The 16,389-nt window shown below is 71.1% G+C and carries 12 protein-coding genes; 8 read left to right on the top strand and 4 right to left on the bottom strand.

What is annotated here, in order from left to right; translation table 11 throughout:
* Nucleotides 1–48: 48 nt before the first annotated feature.
* Both ACYBSK_RS03500 and ACYBSK_RS03505 read right to left on the bottom strand, forming a co-directional pair.
* A complete protein-coding gene (locus ACYBSK_RS03500; protein ID WP_460245134.1) occupies nt 49–741 on the bottom strand; it encodes a DUF4129 domain-containing protein in 693 nt (230 codons plus the stop codon).
* A 4-nt stretch (nt 742–745) separates the two neighbouring features.
* The gene (locus tag ACYBSK_RS03505) at nt 746–2,122 is read right to left on the bottom strand and encodes a glycerophosphoryl diester phosphodiesterase membrane domain-containing protein (protein ID WP_460245135.1); all 1,377 of its coding nucleotides are present in this window, start codon (nt 2,120–2,122) and stop codon (nt 746–748) included.
* Between the two features lie 140 nt (nt 2,123–2,262).
* Here ACYBSK_RS03505 and mtnA point away from each other — a divergent pair, with 140 nt between their 5' ends.
* The 7 genes from mtnA to ACYBSK_RS03540 all read left to right on the top strand — a co-directional run bounded on the left by mtnA (nt 2,263) and on the right by ACYBSK_RS03540 (nt 11,092).
* Complete coding sequence (gene mtnA / locus ACYBSK_RS03510) at nt 2,263–3,450, top strand: S-methyl-5-thioribose-1-phosphate isomerase (protein ID WP_457475341.1); 1,188 nt, start codon at nt 2,263–2,265, stop codon at nt 3,448–3,450.
* 4 nt (nt 3,451–3,454) lie between these two features.
* On the top strand, nt 3,455–4,144 hold the full coding sequence (gene mtrA / locus ACYBSK_RS03515; RefSeq protein WP_323179534.1) for a two-component system response regulator MtrA: 690 nt from the start codon (nt 3,455–3,457) through the stop codon (nt 4,142–4,144).
* Nucleotide 4,145: 1 nt separating this feature from the next.
* The gene (gene mtrB, locus ACYBSK_RS03520) at nt 4,146–6,272 is read left to right on the top strand and encodes an MtrAB system histidine kinase MtrB (protein WP_460245136.1); all 2,127 of its coding nucleotides are present in this window, start codon (nt 4,146–4,148) and stop codon (nt 6,270–6,272) included.
* A 28-nt stretch (nt 6,273–6,300) separates the two neighbouring features.
* A complete protein-coding gene (locus tag ACYBSK_RS03525; RefSeq protein WP_460246953.1) occupies nt 6,301–8,118 on the top strand; it encodes an LpqB family beta-propeller domain-containing protein in 1,818 nt (605 codons plus the stop codon).
* A 142-nt stretch (nt 8,119–8,260) separates the two neighbouring features.
* Nucleotides 8,261–9,103, top strand: a complete 843-nt coding sequence (locus ACYBSK_RS03530) for a ComF family protein (RefSeq protein WP_457475343.1) — start codon at nt 8,261–8,263, stop codon at nt 9,101–9,103.
* Between the two features lie 337 nt (nt 9,104–9,440).
* A complete protein-coding gene (gene hpf / locus ACYBSK_RS03535) occupies nt 9,441–10,136 on the top strand; it encodes a ribosome hibernation-promoting factor, HPF/YfiA family (RefSeq protein ID WP_457475344.1) in 696 nt (231 codons plus the stop codon).
* 203 nt (nt 10,137–10,339) lie between these two features.
* Entirely contained in the window at nt 10,340–11,092 is a 753-nt protein-coding gene (locus tag ACYBSK_RS03540) for a response regulator (protein WP_457475345.1), read from the top strand.
* A gap of 47 nt (nt 11,093–11,139) precedes the next feature.
* On the opposite strand, the gene ACYBSK_RS03545 is transcribed toward ACYBSK_RS03540, so the two are convergent.
* Together ACYBSK_RS03545 and ACYBSK_RS03550 are read right to left on the bottom strand one after the other, a co-directional pair.
* Nucleotides 11,140–12,336 (bottom strand): winged helix-turn-helix domain-containing protein, encoded by a 1,197-nt coding sequence (locus ACYBSK_RS03545; protein WP_460245137.1) that lies wholly within the window; start codon nt 12,334–12,336, stop codon nt 11,140–11,142.
* Nucleotides 12,337–12,652: 316 nt separating this feature from the next.
* Nucleotides 12,653–13,228, bottom strand: a complete 576-nt coding sequence (locus ACYBSK_RS03550) for a GNAT family N-acetyltransferase (RefSeq protein WP_460245138.1) — start codon at nt 13,226–13,228, stop codon at nt 12,653–12,655.
* 190 nt (nt 13,229–13,418) lie between these two features.
* On the opposite strand from ACYBSK_RS03550, the gene secA reads away from it, so the two are divergent.
* Nucleotides 13,419–16,247 carry a preprotein translocase subunit SecA gene (gene secA / locus ACYBSK_RS03555; protein ID WP_457475348.1) on the top strand — a complete coding sequence of 943 codons (2,829 nt, stop codon included), beginning with the start codon at nt 13,419–13,421 and terminating at the stop codon, nt 16,245–16,247.
* The last annotated feature ends 142 nt before the right edge of the window (nt 16,248–16,389 follow it).

The following is a 16,389-nucleotide window of genomic DNA, read 5'->3' on the forward strand; positions in this document are numbered from 1 at the left end:
CTTCGGGAGCGGGGCCCGGCTCGTGGCCCGGGTGCGGAGTCTGTTCGGTCACCGGGGTGCTCCCGCCGTGGAGGTGAGGGCGGGGGTGGTGCGTTCCACTTCGGTGTCCAGTGCGGACAGCCGCTCGTACGTCTCCCGGGACGCGGTGCGGCCGCCGTACGTGACGTCGTCGAAGTCGCGGGCGGCCGTGCGCAGCCGCTCCTCGTGCAGGGGCAGCGGGCGGGCGGCCTCGGTGGCGGCCTCGTCGGCGGTGCGGCCGGGGCGCGGATCGAGGAGGGCGCGTTCCTCGAGGGAGCGGACCAGGGCGCGCATCCGTTCCTGGACGGCCTGGTTCCAGTGGCCCTGGGCGGCGTGCGCCTCGGCGGCCGCGCGGTGTTCGGCGGCGCTGCGGGGGCGGTCGTCGAAGAGCGGGGGCGTGGAGCCGGGGGAGCGGCGCGGGGTGCCGAGGCGCCACCACAGGGCGGCGACCACGGCGGCGACGGCCAGCAGGATCACGAGCAGGCCGACCGTGCCGCCGGGGGTGGCGCCGGACGCGGCGGAGAACAGCTCGTCGATCCAGTCCCAGAACTTGTTCAGGGCGCGGATGAACCAGTTCGGGTCGTCCTGCTGGTACGCGGGCTTGGACAGCTCGCGCCGCGCCGCCTCGCGCGCGGGGGCGCGCGAGATCGTCACCGGCGGCTCGTCGCCCCCGGCGAGCACCGACGAGACCGTCGCGTGGAGCACTCCCCCCAGTGCGCTCACCCCATCAGCTCCCCGTGGCGGCGTCGGAGCCGGACCCGTAGCCGCTCAGGCCCGCGGCGCGGGCGAGTTCGAGGTCGAGGGCTTCGCGGCGGATACGGCGGTCGATGTAGAGCAGTACCGTGACACCGGCCGTGATCGGGAAGGTGATGGTGGAGCCGACCACCGAGCCGATGCCCGTGACGATGAGGAACGCCCAGCCGAGGCTCCCGCCGCTCTCCAGCAGGCCGGCGAAGCCGTCTCCGCTGACCACACCGGCGATGACGGTGAACGGCACGAGGATGATCTGCGAGATGATCGCGGCGATCAGGGACGCCAGGATCGTGATGCCGAAGACGCGCCACCAGGAGCCGCGGACGAGCTTGGCGGAGCGGCCCATGGCCTTGCGGATGGTCTGCTTCTCCAGCATCAGCGCGGGCGAGGCCAGCGACAGGCGGATCATCAGCCAGATCGTCACCGCGAAGCCGGCGAGACCGCCGATGATGCCGAGCGCGACGCCGCCGTCGGGGGAGCCGAGGACGCCGACGAGGATGCCGGGGGCGACGGACACGAGCATGACCGCGGCGGCGATCAGGGGAAGCAGCAGCGTCAGGCCGAGCAGCCGCAGGAGCTGGGGCCTGGCGTCGCGCCAGGCTTCCCCGATGGTGACGGGCCGGCCGAGCACGGCGTGGCTGGTGACCGTCGTCAGCAGGGCCGTCGCGACGATCGTGCCGAGCAGCGTGACGATGGCGACGACGCCGGAGCCGATCAGGAGCGCGCCGAGGGCGCTGAAGATCTCGCGCGGGGTGGCGTCGGGGTCGTCGAGGGTCGTGTTGGTCGCTGCGTCGTTGAGGACGAAGCCCTGCAGGAGGACCGTCAGGAGCTGGGTGATCACGGCGACGGTCAGCGAGATGCCGAGGACGGTGCGCCAGTAGGTGCGCATCGTCGACACCGCGCCGTCGAGGATCTCGCCGACGCCGAGCGGGCGCAGCGGGATGACGCCGGGCTTCGCTGCCGGGGGCCTGCCCTGCCAGCCGCCGCCCCAGCCGGGGTAGCCGCCGCCGGGGCCGCCCGGCCCCTGGCCGTAGCCGCCGTGTCCGCCCTGGTTGCCCCAGCCCTGGTTGCCCCAGCCCTGGTTGCCCCAGCCCTGACCGCCCTGGCCCTGGCCGGGGGCCGGCGGGGGCGGGGGAGGCGTCTGGCCGGGGCCGGAGGGCGCGGACCACTGGGCGGGCGGCGGCTGTTCCTTGGACCACTTCGGGCCCTGGCCGGCGGAGTCCTGCGGGGTCGCGTCCTGCGGACCGCTGCCCTGTGCGTCGCCGCTCTGGCCGGGACCGTCCTGGCGGTTGCCGTCCGGGCCGTCGGAGGGGGCAGATCCGGGCGATGCCCAGCCCGGAGTGTCGTTCATCGTCGCTCCTTCACAGTGCCCGTCCGCGGTCGCGGCAGCAGGTTGGCTGCCATCGTGCCATGGGGCGGGTGCCGGATGACCGGCCCCGGTAAGGGCTGCACGCCTTCAATTGTCGGGTCGGTCCGGGGCAGACTGGGCGGATGGCTGATCAGTACGCGCAATCCGGCGAGGACATACGGCCCATCGACGGCAAACAGCCCGAGGCCGTCGACATTCCGACGATCCGTTGGGAGGAACCGGCAGAGGGCCCGGTACTGGTGCTCCTCGACCAGACGCGGTTGCCCGCGGAAGAGGTCGAGCTCGTGTGCACGGACCCGCAGGCACTGGTGCAGGCGATCCGGACCCTGGCGGTGCGCGGTGCGCCGGTGCTCGGCGTCGCGGGCGCGTACGGGGTGGCGCTCGCGGCGGCCCGCGGCTTCGACGTGGAGGAAGCGGCGGAGGCGCTGGCGGAGGCGCGGCCCACCGCGGTGAATCTGGCGTACGGGGTGCGCAGGGCGCAGCAGGCGTACCGGGCCGCGTTCGTGGGAGGCGCGGGCGACGGGGCGCAGGGGCTGGAGCGGGCCGCCGCGGCGGCGCTCGCCGAGGCGCGGGCCCTGCACGCGGAGGACGCCGAGGCCAGCGCCCGGATGGCCGGGCAGGGGCTGCGGCTGCTGGACGAGCTGGTGCCCGGTGGCAACCACCGCATCCTGACGCACTGCAACACCGGGGCGCTGGTCTCCGGCGGTGAGGGCACGGCCTTCGCGGTGGCGCTCGCCGCGCACCGGGCGGGGCGGTTGCGGCGGCTGTGGGTGGACGAGACGCGTCCGCTGTTGCAGGGTGCTCGTCTGACCGCCTACGAGGCCGCGCGCAACGGGATGGCGTACACGCTGCTCACGGACAGTGCGGCGGGATCGCTGTTCGCGGCGGGTGAGGTGGACGCCGTGCTGATCGGTGCGGACCGGATCGCGGCCGACGGTTCGGTGGCCAACAAGGTGGGGAGCTATCCGCTCGCCGTGCTGGCGCGTTATCACCACGTGCCGTTCATCGTGGTCGCCCCGGTGACGACGATCGACCTGGCCACCGCGGACGGGGCCGCCATCGAGGTGGAGCAGCGGCCCGGACATGAAGTGACGGAGGTCACGGCGCCGCGGGCGCCGCTGGCCGGAGTGGAGGCAGGTGGCGGGATTCCGGTGGCACCGCTGGGAACGCAGGCGTACAACCCCGCGTTCGACGTGACGCCTCCGGAGTTGGTGACGGCGATCGTCACGGAGTGGGGCGTTGTGTCGCCTGTGACAAGTGAGGCCTTGGGTGAACTGTGTGCCAGCTCACCTCAGGTAACGATGAGCTAATGGGATGATGTGGTCCATGAAGGGACGAGTCCTTGTCGTCGACGACGACACCGCACTGGCCGAGATGCTCGGCATTGTGCTGCGTGGTGAAGGTTTTGAGCCGTCGTTCGTGGCAGACGGCGACAAGGCGCTGGCCGCTTTCCGTGAGACCAAGCCCGATCTGGTGCTGCTCGATCTGATGCTGCCGGGCCGGGACGGTATCGAGGTGTGCCGCCTGATCAGGGCGGAGTCCGGGGTGCCGATCGTGATGCTCACGGCGAAGAGCGACACCGTCGATGTGGTGGTGGGTCTCGAGTCGGGGGCCGACGACTACATCGTGAAGCCGTTCAAGCCGAAGGAGCTCGTGGCCCGTATCCGGGCGCGGCTGCGGAGGTCGGAGGAGCCCGCGCCGGAGCAGCTCGCCATCGGTGACCTGGTCATCGACGTGGCCGGGCATTCGGTGAAGCGCGAGGGTCAGCCGATCGCGCTGACGCCGCTGGAGTTCGACCTGCTGGTCGCGCTGGCGCGCAAGCCGTGGCAGGTGTTCACGCGTGAGGTGCTCCTCGAGCAGGTGTGGGGCTATCGGCACGCGGCGGACACGCGCCTGGTCAATGTGCATGTCCAGCGGCTGCGTTCCAAGGTCGAGAAGGACCCGGAGCGGCCGGAGATCGTGGTGACCGTCCGAGGTGTCGGTTACAAGGCAGGACCGAGCTGACGTGTCCCGTGACAGTGCCGCTTCGGCGCCCGGGGCCCCGGGGTCCCGCCCGGAGCGGCCTGTGGGATCGAGCTCGGGGCCGGCCGCCGCGCGCGGTTCGCGGCTGCGCCGGGCCATCGACGGCGGGCTGCTGCTCCAGGGCGGGATGAAGGGCAGCCCCGTGCTGCGCCTGTTCGCGCGCTGGGTGCGGCGTCCGCTGCTGCCCGCGATGCGGCTGTGGCGGCGGAACATCCAGCTGAAGGTCGTCGTCACGACGCTGCTGATGTCGCTCGGTGTCGTGCTGCTGCTCGGCATCGTCGTCATCGGCTCGGTGCGCAACGGGCTGCTGGACGCCAAGGTGCGGGCCTCGCAGAGCCAGGCCGAGGGCGGGTTCCGCGCGGCCAAGGACAAGGCGGACTCGGCGGCGGCCGGGATGCGGGACGGCGCGTCCGACGACAGCCGCTCCACGCTGAGCTCCAACGTGTGGATGAGTGAGCTCGTCACCCAGCTCGCCAGTGGCGGCAAGGGCGCGTTCGACGTGGTGACCCTCGGCTCCAGCGATGTCGGCAGTGGCAACGGGCGGGCGCCGCGCGGCTCCGGCGGCGTGGACCCCGACCGCAGCGTGCCCGGTGACCTGCGCGCGCAGGTGGACCGGACCGCGGGCGCCTCCCAGGAGTACACGAAGATCGTTTACGTGGGCGGCAAGGAGTCGCAGCCGGGGCTCGTCGTCGGCAAGCGGCTCAACGACCCGCGGGGCAACGCCTACCAGCTGTACTACCTGTTCCCGCTGACGCAGGAGGAGAAGTCCCTCGGCCTGGTCAAGGGGACGCTGGCGACGGCCGGGCTGTTCGTCGTCGTGCTGCTCGGGGCCATCGCCTGGCTCGTCGTACGGCAGGTGGTCACGCCCGTGCGGATGGCGGCCGGGGTCGCCGAGCGGCTCTCCGCGGGCCGCCTCCAGGAACGGATGAAGGTCACCGGCGAGGACGACATCGCGCGCCTGGGCGAGGCCTTCAACAAGATGGCGCAGAATCTGTATTTGAAGATCCAGCAGCTGGAGGATCTGTCGCGGATGCAGCGGCGGTTCGTCTCCGACGTGAGCCATGAGCTGCGTACGCCGCTGACGACGGTGCGGATGGCCGCCGACGTCATCCATGAGGCGCGGGTCGACTTCGATCCGGTGACCGCGCGGTCCGCGGAGCTGCTGGCCGACCAGCTGGACCGGTTCGAGTCGCTGCTGGCCGACCTGCTGGAGATCAGCCGGTTCGACGCGGGGGCCGCAGCGCTGGAGGCCGAGCCGATCGACCTGCGCGAGGTCGTACGGCGGGTGGTGGGCGGCGCCGAGCCGCTCGCCGAGCGCAAGGGCACGCGCGTACGGATCGTCGGTGACGAACAGCCGGTGGTCGCGGAGGCGGACGCGCGGCGCGTGGAGCGCGTGCTGCGCAACCTGGTGGTCAATGCCGTGGAGCACGGTGAGGGCAAGGACGTCGTGGTGCGGCTCGCGGCCGCGGGCGGCGCGGTCGCCGTCGCCGTGCGCGACTACGGAGTGGGGCTCAAGCCGGGCGAGGCGACTCGCGTGTTCAGCCGTTTCTGGCGGGCCGACCCGGCACGCGCGCGTACGACGGGTGGTACGGGTCTAGGGCTTTCGATCGCCCTGGAGGACGCGCGGCTGCACGGCGGCTGGTTGCAGGCGTGGGGTGAGCCGGGTGGCGGTTCGCAGTTCCGGCTGACGTTGCCGAGGACCGTGGACGAGGCGCTGCGCGGTTCGCCGATACCGCTGGAGCCGGAGGACTCGCGGCGCAACCGCGGGCTCGGTGAGGCCGGGCTGCCGGGCGCCGACGGCAGGAAGCTCGCCACGGTGCCGGCGCAGGCGCCGCCCGTACCGGCGAAGGCGCCGATCGCCCCCCGGTACGCCCAGGCGTCGGTGCCCGCCGATCCCACGGCGCTGCCCGGCAGCGGCGCGCGCGTGGTCGCGCGCGGCGGGGCGGTGAACGGGCCGCGGCAGGCGGAGGACGCCGCCGGGCACGGGGACCGGGACGGACAGCCTGAGCGGGACGAGCGGTCGGATGCGGACGAGGCGTCGGCGCGGGCACGTACGGGGCGGACGGCGGCGACGTCGCGGGGCGAGGGGAGCGACGGCAGTCGTGGATGAGCAGCGGGCGCCGCGTCAGCGGCGCGGGATGCGGGCCGGAGTGCTGGCCGGGTGCGGCGCACTCGTGCTCGCCGGATGCGCGTCGATGCCGGACAACGGAGGCCTCGAATCGGTCGAGGCCTCGCAGCGGCCGGACTCGCAGGTGCGTGTCTTCGCCCTGCCGCCGAAGGACGACGTCGGGCCCTCCGCCATCGTCGACGGCTTCCTGGAGGCGCTGACCAGCGACGATCCCTCGTACACGATCGCGCGCAAGTACCTCACCCCGCAGGCGGCGAAGAGCTGGGAGCCCGAGCAGCGGACCGTCGTGCTCGACGAGGGCCCCAGCAGGCGCCAGACGGACCGGCCGAACTCCGGGAACGACGGCCGCTCCTACCAGTTGACCGGCCATCAGGTCGCCACGGTCGACCAGCGGCAGGCCTACCAGCCGGGGGACTCGTCGTACCGGGGCGATCTGCACCTGACGCAGGTGAACACCGCGAAGGGCAAGCAGTGGCGGATCGACGCCCTCCCGGAGGGCGTGGTCCTCGGCGAGTCCGACTTCCAGCGGATCTACAGCTCCGTCAACAAGTACTACTACGCGGTGGATTCGACGTCCGGTGACGAGGCCGGGCAGCGGCGCATGGTCGCGGATCCCGTCTTCGTACGGCAGTGGACCGATCCGTTGACGGAGACCGTCACGGAGCTGCTCAGGGGGCCGACGCGCTGGCTGGACCCGGTGGTGCGGACGGCGTTCCCGACGCATGCCGCGCTGAAGAAGGGCGTCGAGTCGCTGGCGCCCGACGACGCGAACAAGCTGACGGTGCCGCTGAACGCGGCGGGCAGCAGGGCCGGGCAGGCCAAGTGCAAGGAGATGGCGGCCCAACTGCTCTTCTCACTGCGGGACCTGTCGTCGTCGAGCGTGAACGAGGTCGAACTGAAGCGGTCCGACGGCCGGTTCATGTGCGCGATGACCGAGGACGGCGCCGACGCGCTCGCGGCGCCGCGGTCCAACGGGCGGGTGCCCGACCAGTACTTCCTCGACGCCAAGGGCCGTCTGGTGCGGATGCCGGGCAAGAGCAGCTCCGCCAAGGACCCCGAGCAGGTGCCGGGGCCGCTGGGCGAGGGCGAGCAGGTGCTGCGTTCGGTGGCCGTCTCGCGCGACCAGGAGCGCGCTGCGGGCGTCTCGAACGACGGCCGGTCGCTGTACGTCGCCTCGCTGATCTCCGGCGCCTCGCTGGGGGACGCGGTCGCGCGCAGCCGTGCGAAGGCGGAGAAGGACGGCTTCACGACGCCCAGTTGGGACGGGCGCGGGGACCTGTGGGTGGCCGACCGGGACCCCAAGCACCAGCGGCTGCTGATGTTCGGGCAGGGGCAGGCCGACGAGGTGCAGGACGTCCGCGTCGAGGGGCTCGGCGAGGACGCCGCCATCGAGACGGTGAAGATGTCCGCCGACGGCGCGCGCATCGCGCTCCTCGTCGCGGAGAAGGACACCACGAAGCTGTGGATCGGGCGGGTCGAGCGACGCCCCGACGCCAACGGCGACACGGAGGTCTCGGTGACCGAACTGCGCCCGGCCGCGCCGCGCATGGAAGAGGTCACGGCCGTGTCGTGGGCGGGCGACAGCCGGCTCGTCGTGGTCGGCAGGGAGCCCGGCGGACTTCAGCAGATGCAGTACGTGCTGGCCGACGGTTCGACGCCGACCGGGCAGGCGCTGCCGGGGCTGACCCGGGTCAGCGAGATCTCGGCCTCCGACAACGACGAGCTGCCGCTGCTCGCGCACTCCGACGACGGCATCGTCCGGCTGTCCTCCGGGGCGGCGTGGCAGTCCGTGCTGAAGGACGGGACGGCTCCGGTCTACCCCGGGTAGGCGGGTGGGCTCGCGGTGCGCCCGGGTTCTGCCCGGCGTCGCACTCGTACGGGCTCAACCCCTGTTCACAACCGTCGAGTTGTCCACAGGGCGTTGTCCACAGGGGTGGCAGCGCGGCCCACGGCTCGGCACAGTGGTGGGTATGCGGGGGTGGTGGCAGGACCTCTCCGATCTGGTGCTTCCGGCCGAGTGCGCCGGCTGTGGCAGATCTCGTACGACGCTGTGCACGCGGTGCGCGGCGGCGGTGCGCGGCGCCGCCCCGGGCCGGGTGCGGCCGTCGCCCGCGCCGCCGGGGCTGCCCGTCGTGCACGGCGCCGCGCCGTACCGGGACGCGGTGCGGGCCGTCCTCCTCGCCCACAAGGAGCGGGGCACGCTCGGCCTCGCCCGGCCGCTCGGCGCGGCCCTGGCGGGGGCTGTGCGGGCCGGACTCGCGGACGGTGGGGCCCTTGGGCACGGTGGGGCCCACGGGGCGCCTGGTGGGGCTCTGGAGGCCGTGACGCTGGTCCCTGTGCCGTCGGCGGCGCGGGCCGTGCGGGCGCGCGGGCACGATCCGACGCGGCGGATGGCGTACGCGGCGGCGGCCGAGCTGCGTCGTACGGGGGTGGCGGCGCGGGTGCTCGCCGTGCTGCGGCAGAGGGGGGCGGTGGCGGACCAGGCGGGCCTGGACGCCCGGCAGCGGCTGGCCAACGTGACGGGTGCGCTGGACGTGGTGGCCGGTGGCGGTGGGCTGCTCGCCGAAGGTGGCCGGATCGTGCTGGTCGACGACCTCATGACCACCGGCGCTTCCCTGGCGGAGGCGGCTCGGGCAATAACGGTCGCGGTCAGTTCGAAGAAGGCGACCTCGGGGAAGGGGTTCGTGCAACGCAGGTCGGTTCGGGTCTCCTTCGCGGCGGGTCCGGGAAAGGCGGACGAGGGCGTCGAGATCATGTTCTCGGCGGCCGTCGTAGCCGCGTCTCCGGAATCCTTCGAAATAAACCGGAACTGACCGAGATTCTGCTTCGTTGCAGGTAGAGACAGGATTCATTCGCTCGGACGGAGGTACGTGTCAGTAGAGGGTGCCGACATCCGTCCGGGCGAGATATGTTCAGTTGTGAGGAACTCGGCAAGGAATCGCGAGAGCCGCTTCCGGCCAATGGATTGGCTTGCCAGGACATTGCAACGGGCGTTTTTCGCAATCCCCCGACACGGTGGGGTGTAGATCTTGTCCACGGGGGAGGAGGAGGTGGAAGTCACCGAGTCCGAGACTCCGGAAGTGGCCGGAGTCTGGTGCAAAAGGGAGATGCTCCGCCAAGGAGTGGAGCTATCCGGGAACGGAGTTCTGCGTGGACATCGTCGTCAAGGGCCGCAAGACCGAGGTACCAGAGCGGTTCCGTAAGCACGTGGCCGAGAAGCTGAAGCTGGACAAGATCCAGAAGCTCGACGGCAAGGTGATCAGCCTCGACGTCGAGGTGTCCAAGGAGCCCAACCCCCGGCAGGCGGACCGGTGCGACCGCGTGGAGATCACGCTGCGCACGCGTGGCCCGGTGATCAGGGCGGAAGCCGCGGCAAGCGACCCGTACGCGGCGCTGGACCTGGCCACGGACAAGCTCGACGCGCGCCTGCGCAAGCAGCACGACAAGCGGTCGTCGCGGCGCGGCAAGCGGATCTCCGCGGCGGAGGTCGCCGAGCACGTTCCGGACGCCGCCCTGCTCAACGGGGACGGCACGATCGCCCGGTCCGACGAGGCCGAGTCCGACGGCGTACCGACCAAGAAGATCGGTTCGCTCGAGGTCAAGGGTGAGGGCCCGCTCGTGGTCCGTGAGAAGACCCACGTGGCGGCGCCGATGACGCTCGACCAGGCGCTCTACGAGATGGAGCTGGTCGGGCACGACTTCTATCTGTTCGTCGACTCCGAGACGAAGGAACCCAGCGTCGTCTACCGGCGTCACGCCTACGACTACGGCGTCATCCACCTCAACACCGACCCCATGGTGTCGCAGGTCAAGAGCGCCGACGCGGGCGACGCCATCGGCGGCTGACCTCGACCGACACCCACTCAACCGGTGCCCCTGCGGCGCGTGTGCGCCCCCAGGGGCACCCTTGTGCGACCCCTTGGTGCACCGCACGGCCGTCGCGCCGGGGCGCGGCATGAAATCATGGCCGAGTCGGGTCAACCGGCGTGCTGGTGCCTCGGGTTGGCGCGGCACAGGAACATGGGCCGCGGCCTTCAGGGGGAGGAATGATGGCGGACAGCTTCGGACTGATGCGGGGCGAGGACGCCGGCGCCGGTGAGGACGGCGCCGACATGGGGCCGGATGCCGGATCCCCGCGCGAGGAGCCCATCCGGGTCCTCGTGGTGGACGACCACGCCCTGTTCCGGCGCGGCCTGGAGATCGTCCTCAAGGCCGAGGAGGACATCCAGGTCGTCGGCGAGGCGGGGGACGGGGCGGAGGCCGTGGACAAGGCGGCCGATCTGCTCCCGGACATCGTCCTCATGGACGTACGGATGCCCAAGAGAGGCGGCATCGAGGCGTGCACCTCCATCAAGGAGGTCGCACCCAGCGCCAAGATCATCATGTTGACGATCAGCGATGAGGAAGCGGATCTCTACGACGCGATCAAGGCGGGCGCGACCGGCTACCTGTTGAAGGAGATCTCGACCGACGAGGTGGCCACCGCGATTCGGGCCGTGGCCGACGGGCAGTCGCAGATCAGTCCGTCGATGGCGTCGAAGTTGCTCACCGAGTTCAAGTCGATGATCCAGCGCACGGACGAGCGCCGCCTCGTGCCCGCGCCCCGGTTGACCGACCGGGAGCTGGAGGTGCTGAAGCTGGTGGCCACGGGGATGAACAACCGGGACATCGCCAAGGAGTTGTTCATCTCGGAGAACACCGTGAAGAACCACGTGCGCAACATCCTGGAGAAGCTCCAGTTGCACTCCAGGATGGAGGCCGTGGTGTACGCGATGCGGGAGAAGATCCTGGAGATCCGCTAGCAGCGGTTCAGCGGTTCAGCGGTTCAGCGGTTCAGTGGTTCAGCGGTTCAGGTGAGTGCTTTGACGAGGGCCTGCTTCAGAGGGGCGGGTTCCATGCGTTCCACTCGTACGCTGTCGCAGCCGACCCAGCTCGCCGCTTCGAGGAGCGCCGAGGCCACCGCCGGTACGGCCTTCGGGCCCTCCAGGGAGACCTGCTTGGCGACCAGCGTGCTGCCCGCGCGCGCGGGGTCGACGCGGCCCACCAGACGGCCGCCGGACAGGACCGGCATCGTGAAGTAGCCGTGGACGCGCTTGGGCTTGGGAACGTAGGCCTCCAGGCGGTGGGTGAAACCGAAGATCCGCTCCGTACGGGCGCGCTCCCAGATCAGGGAGTCGAACGGGGACAGGAGCGTGGTGCGGTGGCGGCCGCGGGGTGTTGTCTCCAGGGCCGCGGGGTCGGCCCAGGTCGGTTTGCCGCCCCAGCCCTCCACCGTGACGGGCACCAGGCCGGTATCCTCGATCACCGCGTCGAACTGCTCGCCCTTGAGGCGGTGGTAGTCCGCGATGTCCGCGCGCGTGCCGACGCCGAGGGCCTGGCCGGCCTGGAGGACCAGGCGGCGGACGCACTCCGTGTCGTCCAGGTCGTCGTGGAGGAGGTCCGACGGGATCGCGCGCTCCGCCAGGTCGTAGATCCGCTTCCAGCCGCGGCGCTCCGTGCAGACGACGTCGCCGTACATCAGCGCGCGCTCGACGGCGATCTTGGATTCGGACCAGTCCCACCACTCGCCCTTGTTCTTCGCGCCACCCAACTCCGTGGCGGTGAGCGGGCCTTCGGTGCGCAGCTGCTTGATCACCTGGTCGTAGGCGCCGTCGGGCAGGTGGTGGTTCCAGTGGGGGCGGGCGCGGTAGGCGCGGCGGCGGAAGGCGAAGTGGGGCCATTCCTCGATGGGGAGGATGCAGGCGGCGTGGGACCAGTACTCGAAGGCGTGGGGCTGGGGGGCGGTGCCGGGTGCGGCCGGGGTGGGGGACCAGTAGGCGGCCTCGACCGCGGTGCGGGGGACTGCGCCCAGGCGGGCGTAGGGGATCAGCTCGTGGGAGCGGGCCAGTACGGAGATGGTGTCGAGCTGGACCGCTCCGAGGTGGCGCAGTACGCCACGGACGCCGGCCCTGCGGTCGGGGGCGCCGAGGAAGCCTTGGGCGCGGAGGGCGAGGCGGCGGGCTTCGTCTGCGGACAAGGCGGCGGTGGGACGCGGCGGGGTCGTCATGGGCGGAACGATAGGGGGCGGTACTGACAACGGGGTGTGGGTGTGGGTGTGGGTGCGGTGCCGCGGGGCGGGGTTCCGGGGCTTGTGGTGGGGCGGGGCGAGGTTCCGGGGCTGCGGCGGCGGGGCGGGGCCGACCGAGGGCGCTGCCCGCGCCGGGGTGCCGCCTTGCCCACCCTGCCGCCCTTGGCGGCAGATTGCCCAAGGCGGGGGCGGTTCGGGTGGGTGGGGGAACGTCGGCAGATTGCCCAAGGCGGGGGCGGTTCGGGTGGGTGGGGAGAACGTCGGCCGATCGCCCAAGGCGGGGCGGGGTGGGGCTCTACGGGGTTCGGGAAGGGATGTAGGGGAGGGGGGTGGGGAGGGTGAGGTCGTGGGGGAGGAGGGAGGCGAGCCAGCAGTCGCGGAGGACGCCCTTGTTGGGCATGGCCGCGCGCAGGGTGGCCTCCATGGTGAAGCCCGCGCGTTCCGCGACCGTCAGGGAGCCCACGTTGCCGACCTCCGCGCGCCACTCCAGGCGAGGGCAGGAGAGGTCGGTGAAGGCCCAGCGGGCCACCCCGAGGACGGCCTCCGTCATGTAGCCGCGGCCGCGGAACCGCTTCGCCGTCCAGAAGCCGACCTCCCAGGCCCCCGCGCGCGGGTGGTGCAGGGAGACCGCGCCGACCACCGGGCCCAGGTCCTCCGTGCGGATCGCGAAGGTGTACTCCGTGTCGTCGCGCCAGCCGTCCGCGACGATCCGGTTGATGAAGTATTCGGCGTCCACGCGCGCGTAGGGCGACGGAATCGTGGTCCAGCGCTGGATGTCGGGGTCCTGGGCCGCGACGTACACCTCGTCGATGTCGGCGGGCACGAAGGTGCGCAGCTTCAGGCGGTCGGTGGTCAGCGTCACGGGGTCCATCGCCCGATTCTGCTCGGCGCGCGGCAGGGGCGCCATGACTTTTCATGGCTCGTACCGGCACCTTCGGAGCCGCCCGTGCGTTGGACGTGATGGCAGACCTCCCGGCACGGTGGGGTCCTCGCATACGATGGCCGTTGCTTTCAGAGAAACCCGACCGTGCCAGGCCCGACCGGCAAGGAGACCAACCCCCGTGTCCGTCCTCCAGAAGATCATGCGTGCAGGCGAAGGCAAGATCCTGCGCAAGCTGCACCGCATCGCGGACCAGGTCAACTCCATCGAAGAGGACTTCGTCAGCCTCTCCGACGCCGAGCTGCGCGCCCTCACGGACGAGTACAAGCAGCGGTACCAGGACGGCGAGAGCCTCGACGATCTGCTGCCCGAGGCGTTCGCCACCGTCCGTGAGGCCGCCAAGCGCGTGCTCGGCCAGCGTCACTACGACGTGCAGCTGATGGGCGGCGCCGCGCTCCACCTCGGTTACGTCGCGGAGATGAAGACCGGTGAGGGCAAGACCCTCGTCGGCACACTGCCGGCGTATCTGAACGCGCTGTCCGGCAAGGGCGTCCACCTGATCACGGTGAACGACTACCTGGCCGAGCGCGACTCCGAGATGATGGGCCGCGTCCACAAGTTCCTCGGCCTCACCGTCGGCTGCATCCTCGCGAACATGAACCCGGCGCAGCGCCGCGAGATGTACAACTGCGACATCACGTACGGCACGAACAACGAGTTCGGCTTCGACTACCTCCGCGACAACATGGCGTGGTCCAAGGACGAGCTCGTCCAGCGCGGCCACAACTTCGCGGTGGTCGACGAGGTCGACTCCATCCTCGTCGACGAGGCCCGTACGCCGCTGATCATCTCCGGCCCCGCCGACCAGGCCACCAAGTGGTACGGCGACTTCGCCAAGCTGGTCACCCGCCTCAAGAAGGGCGAGGCGGGCAACCCGCTGAAGGGCATCGAGGAGACCGGCGACTACGAGGTCGACGAGAAGAAGCGGACCGTGGCCATCCACGAGTCCGGCGTCGCCAAGGTCGAGGACTGGCTCGGCATCGACAACCTGTACGAGTCGGTGAACACGCCGCTCGTGGGTTACCTGAACAACGCCATCAAGGCGAAGGAACTGTTCAAGAAGGACAAGGACTACGTCGTCATCGACGGCGAAGTCATGATCGTCGACGAGCACACCGGCCGTATCCTCGCCGGCCGCCGCTACAACGAGGGCATGCACCAGGCGATCGAGGCGAAGGAAGGGGTCGACATCAAGGATGAGAACCAGACCCTCGCCACCATCACCCTTCAGAACTTCTTCCGCCTCTACAAGCGTGACGGCTACGACAGCGGCCTCTCCGGCATGACCGGTACGGCCATGACCGAGGCCGCGGAGTTCCACCAGATCTACAAGCTGGGCGTCGTGCCGATCCCGACGAACCGGCCGATGGTCCGCGCGGACCAGGCGGACCTGATCTACCGCACCGAGGTCGCCAAGTTCGACGCGGTGGTCGACGACATCGTCGAGAAGCACGGCAAGGGCCAGCCGATCCTCGTCGGTACGACCTCCGTCGAGAAGTCCGAGTACCTGTCGCAGCAGCTCTCCAAGCGCGGGGTTCAGCACGAGGTGCTGAACGCGAAGCAGCACGACCGTGAGGCGTCGATCGTCGCCCAGGCCGGCCGCAAGGGCGCCGTCACCGTCGCGACGAACATGGCCGGTCGTGGTACCGACATCAAGCTCGGCGGCAACCCCGACGACCTCGCCGAGGCCGAGCTGCGCCAGGCGGGCCTCGACCCCGTCGAGCACGTCGAGGAGTGGGCGGCCGCGCTGCCCGCCGCCCTGGAGAAGGCCGAGCAGGCCGTCAAGGCGGAGTTCGAGGAGGTCAAGGACCTCGGCGGGCTCTACGTCCTCGGCACGGAGCGGCACGAGTCGCGGCGTATCGACAACCAACTGCGCGGCCGTAGTGGCCGTCAGGGCGACCCCGGCGAGTCCCGCTTCTACCTGTCGCTCGGTGACGACCTGATGCGCCTGTTCAAGGCGCAGATGGTCGAGCGCGTGATGTCGATGGCCAACGTGCCGGACGACGTCCCGATCGAGAACAAGATGGTGACCCGCGCCATCGCCTCCGCCCAGTCGCAGGTCGAGCAGCAGAACTTCGAGACGCGCAAGAACGTCCTGAAGTACGACGAGGTGCTCAACCGCCAGCGCGAGGTCATCTACGGCGAGCGCCGCCGCGTCCTGGAGGGCGAGGACCTGCACGAGCAGGTGCAGCACTTCATGGACGACACGATCGACGCCTACATCGGTGCCGAGACCGCCGAGGGCTTCGCCGAGGAGTGGGACCTCGACCGGCTGTGGGGCGCCTTCAAGCAGCTCTACCCGATCAAGGTCACCGTGGAGGAGCTGGAGGACGAGGTCGGCGACCGCGCCGGGCTCACCGCCGAGTTCATCAGCGAGGCCGTCAAGGACGACATCCACGCGCAGTACGAGGCGCGCGAGGAGCAGCTCGGCTCCGAGATCATGCGTGAGCTGGAGCGCCGCGTCGTGCTGTCGGTCCTCGACCGCAAGTGGCGTGAGCACCTCTACGAGATGGACTACCTCCAGGAGGGCATCGGCCTGCGGGCCATGGCGCAGAAGGACCCGCTGGTCGAGTACCAGCGCGAGGGCTTCGACATGTTCACCGCCATGATGGAGGGCATCAAGGAGGAATCCGTCGGCTACCTGTTCAACCTGGAGGTCCAGGTCGAGCAGCAGGTCGAGGAGGTCCCGGTCGAGGACAAGGCGCCGGCCGCGAACCTGGAGAAGCAGGACGCGGTGCCCGCGCAGGCCGGCTCCCGCCCGGAGATCCGGGCCAAGGGCCTGGACGCCCCGCAGCGCCCGGACCGCCTGCACTTCCAGGCGCCGAACGCCGAGGGCGGTGTCGACGAGGGCGACTTCGTGACCGAGGGCGGTCCCACGCGCTCGTCCGCGGACGGTCTGACCCGTGCCGAGCGCCGCAAGCAGCAGAAGGGGCGCCGTCGCAAGAAGTGACGTCGCGCTGACACGGCGGAGGGCCGGGCACGGGTTGCCCGGCCCTCCGCCGTGTTCAGAGCCTGTGAACAAACCCCCGTCTGCGCTGCGACGCCCGGCACGCACGCTCGCGGCGTTGCCGAACCGCCCGAGTAGCTCCGCT

The sequence above is a fragment of the Streptomyces sp. BYX5S genome (genome assembly GCF_054724165.1).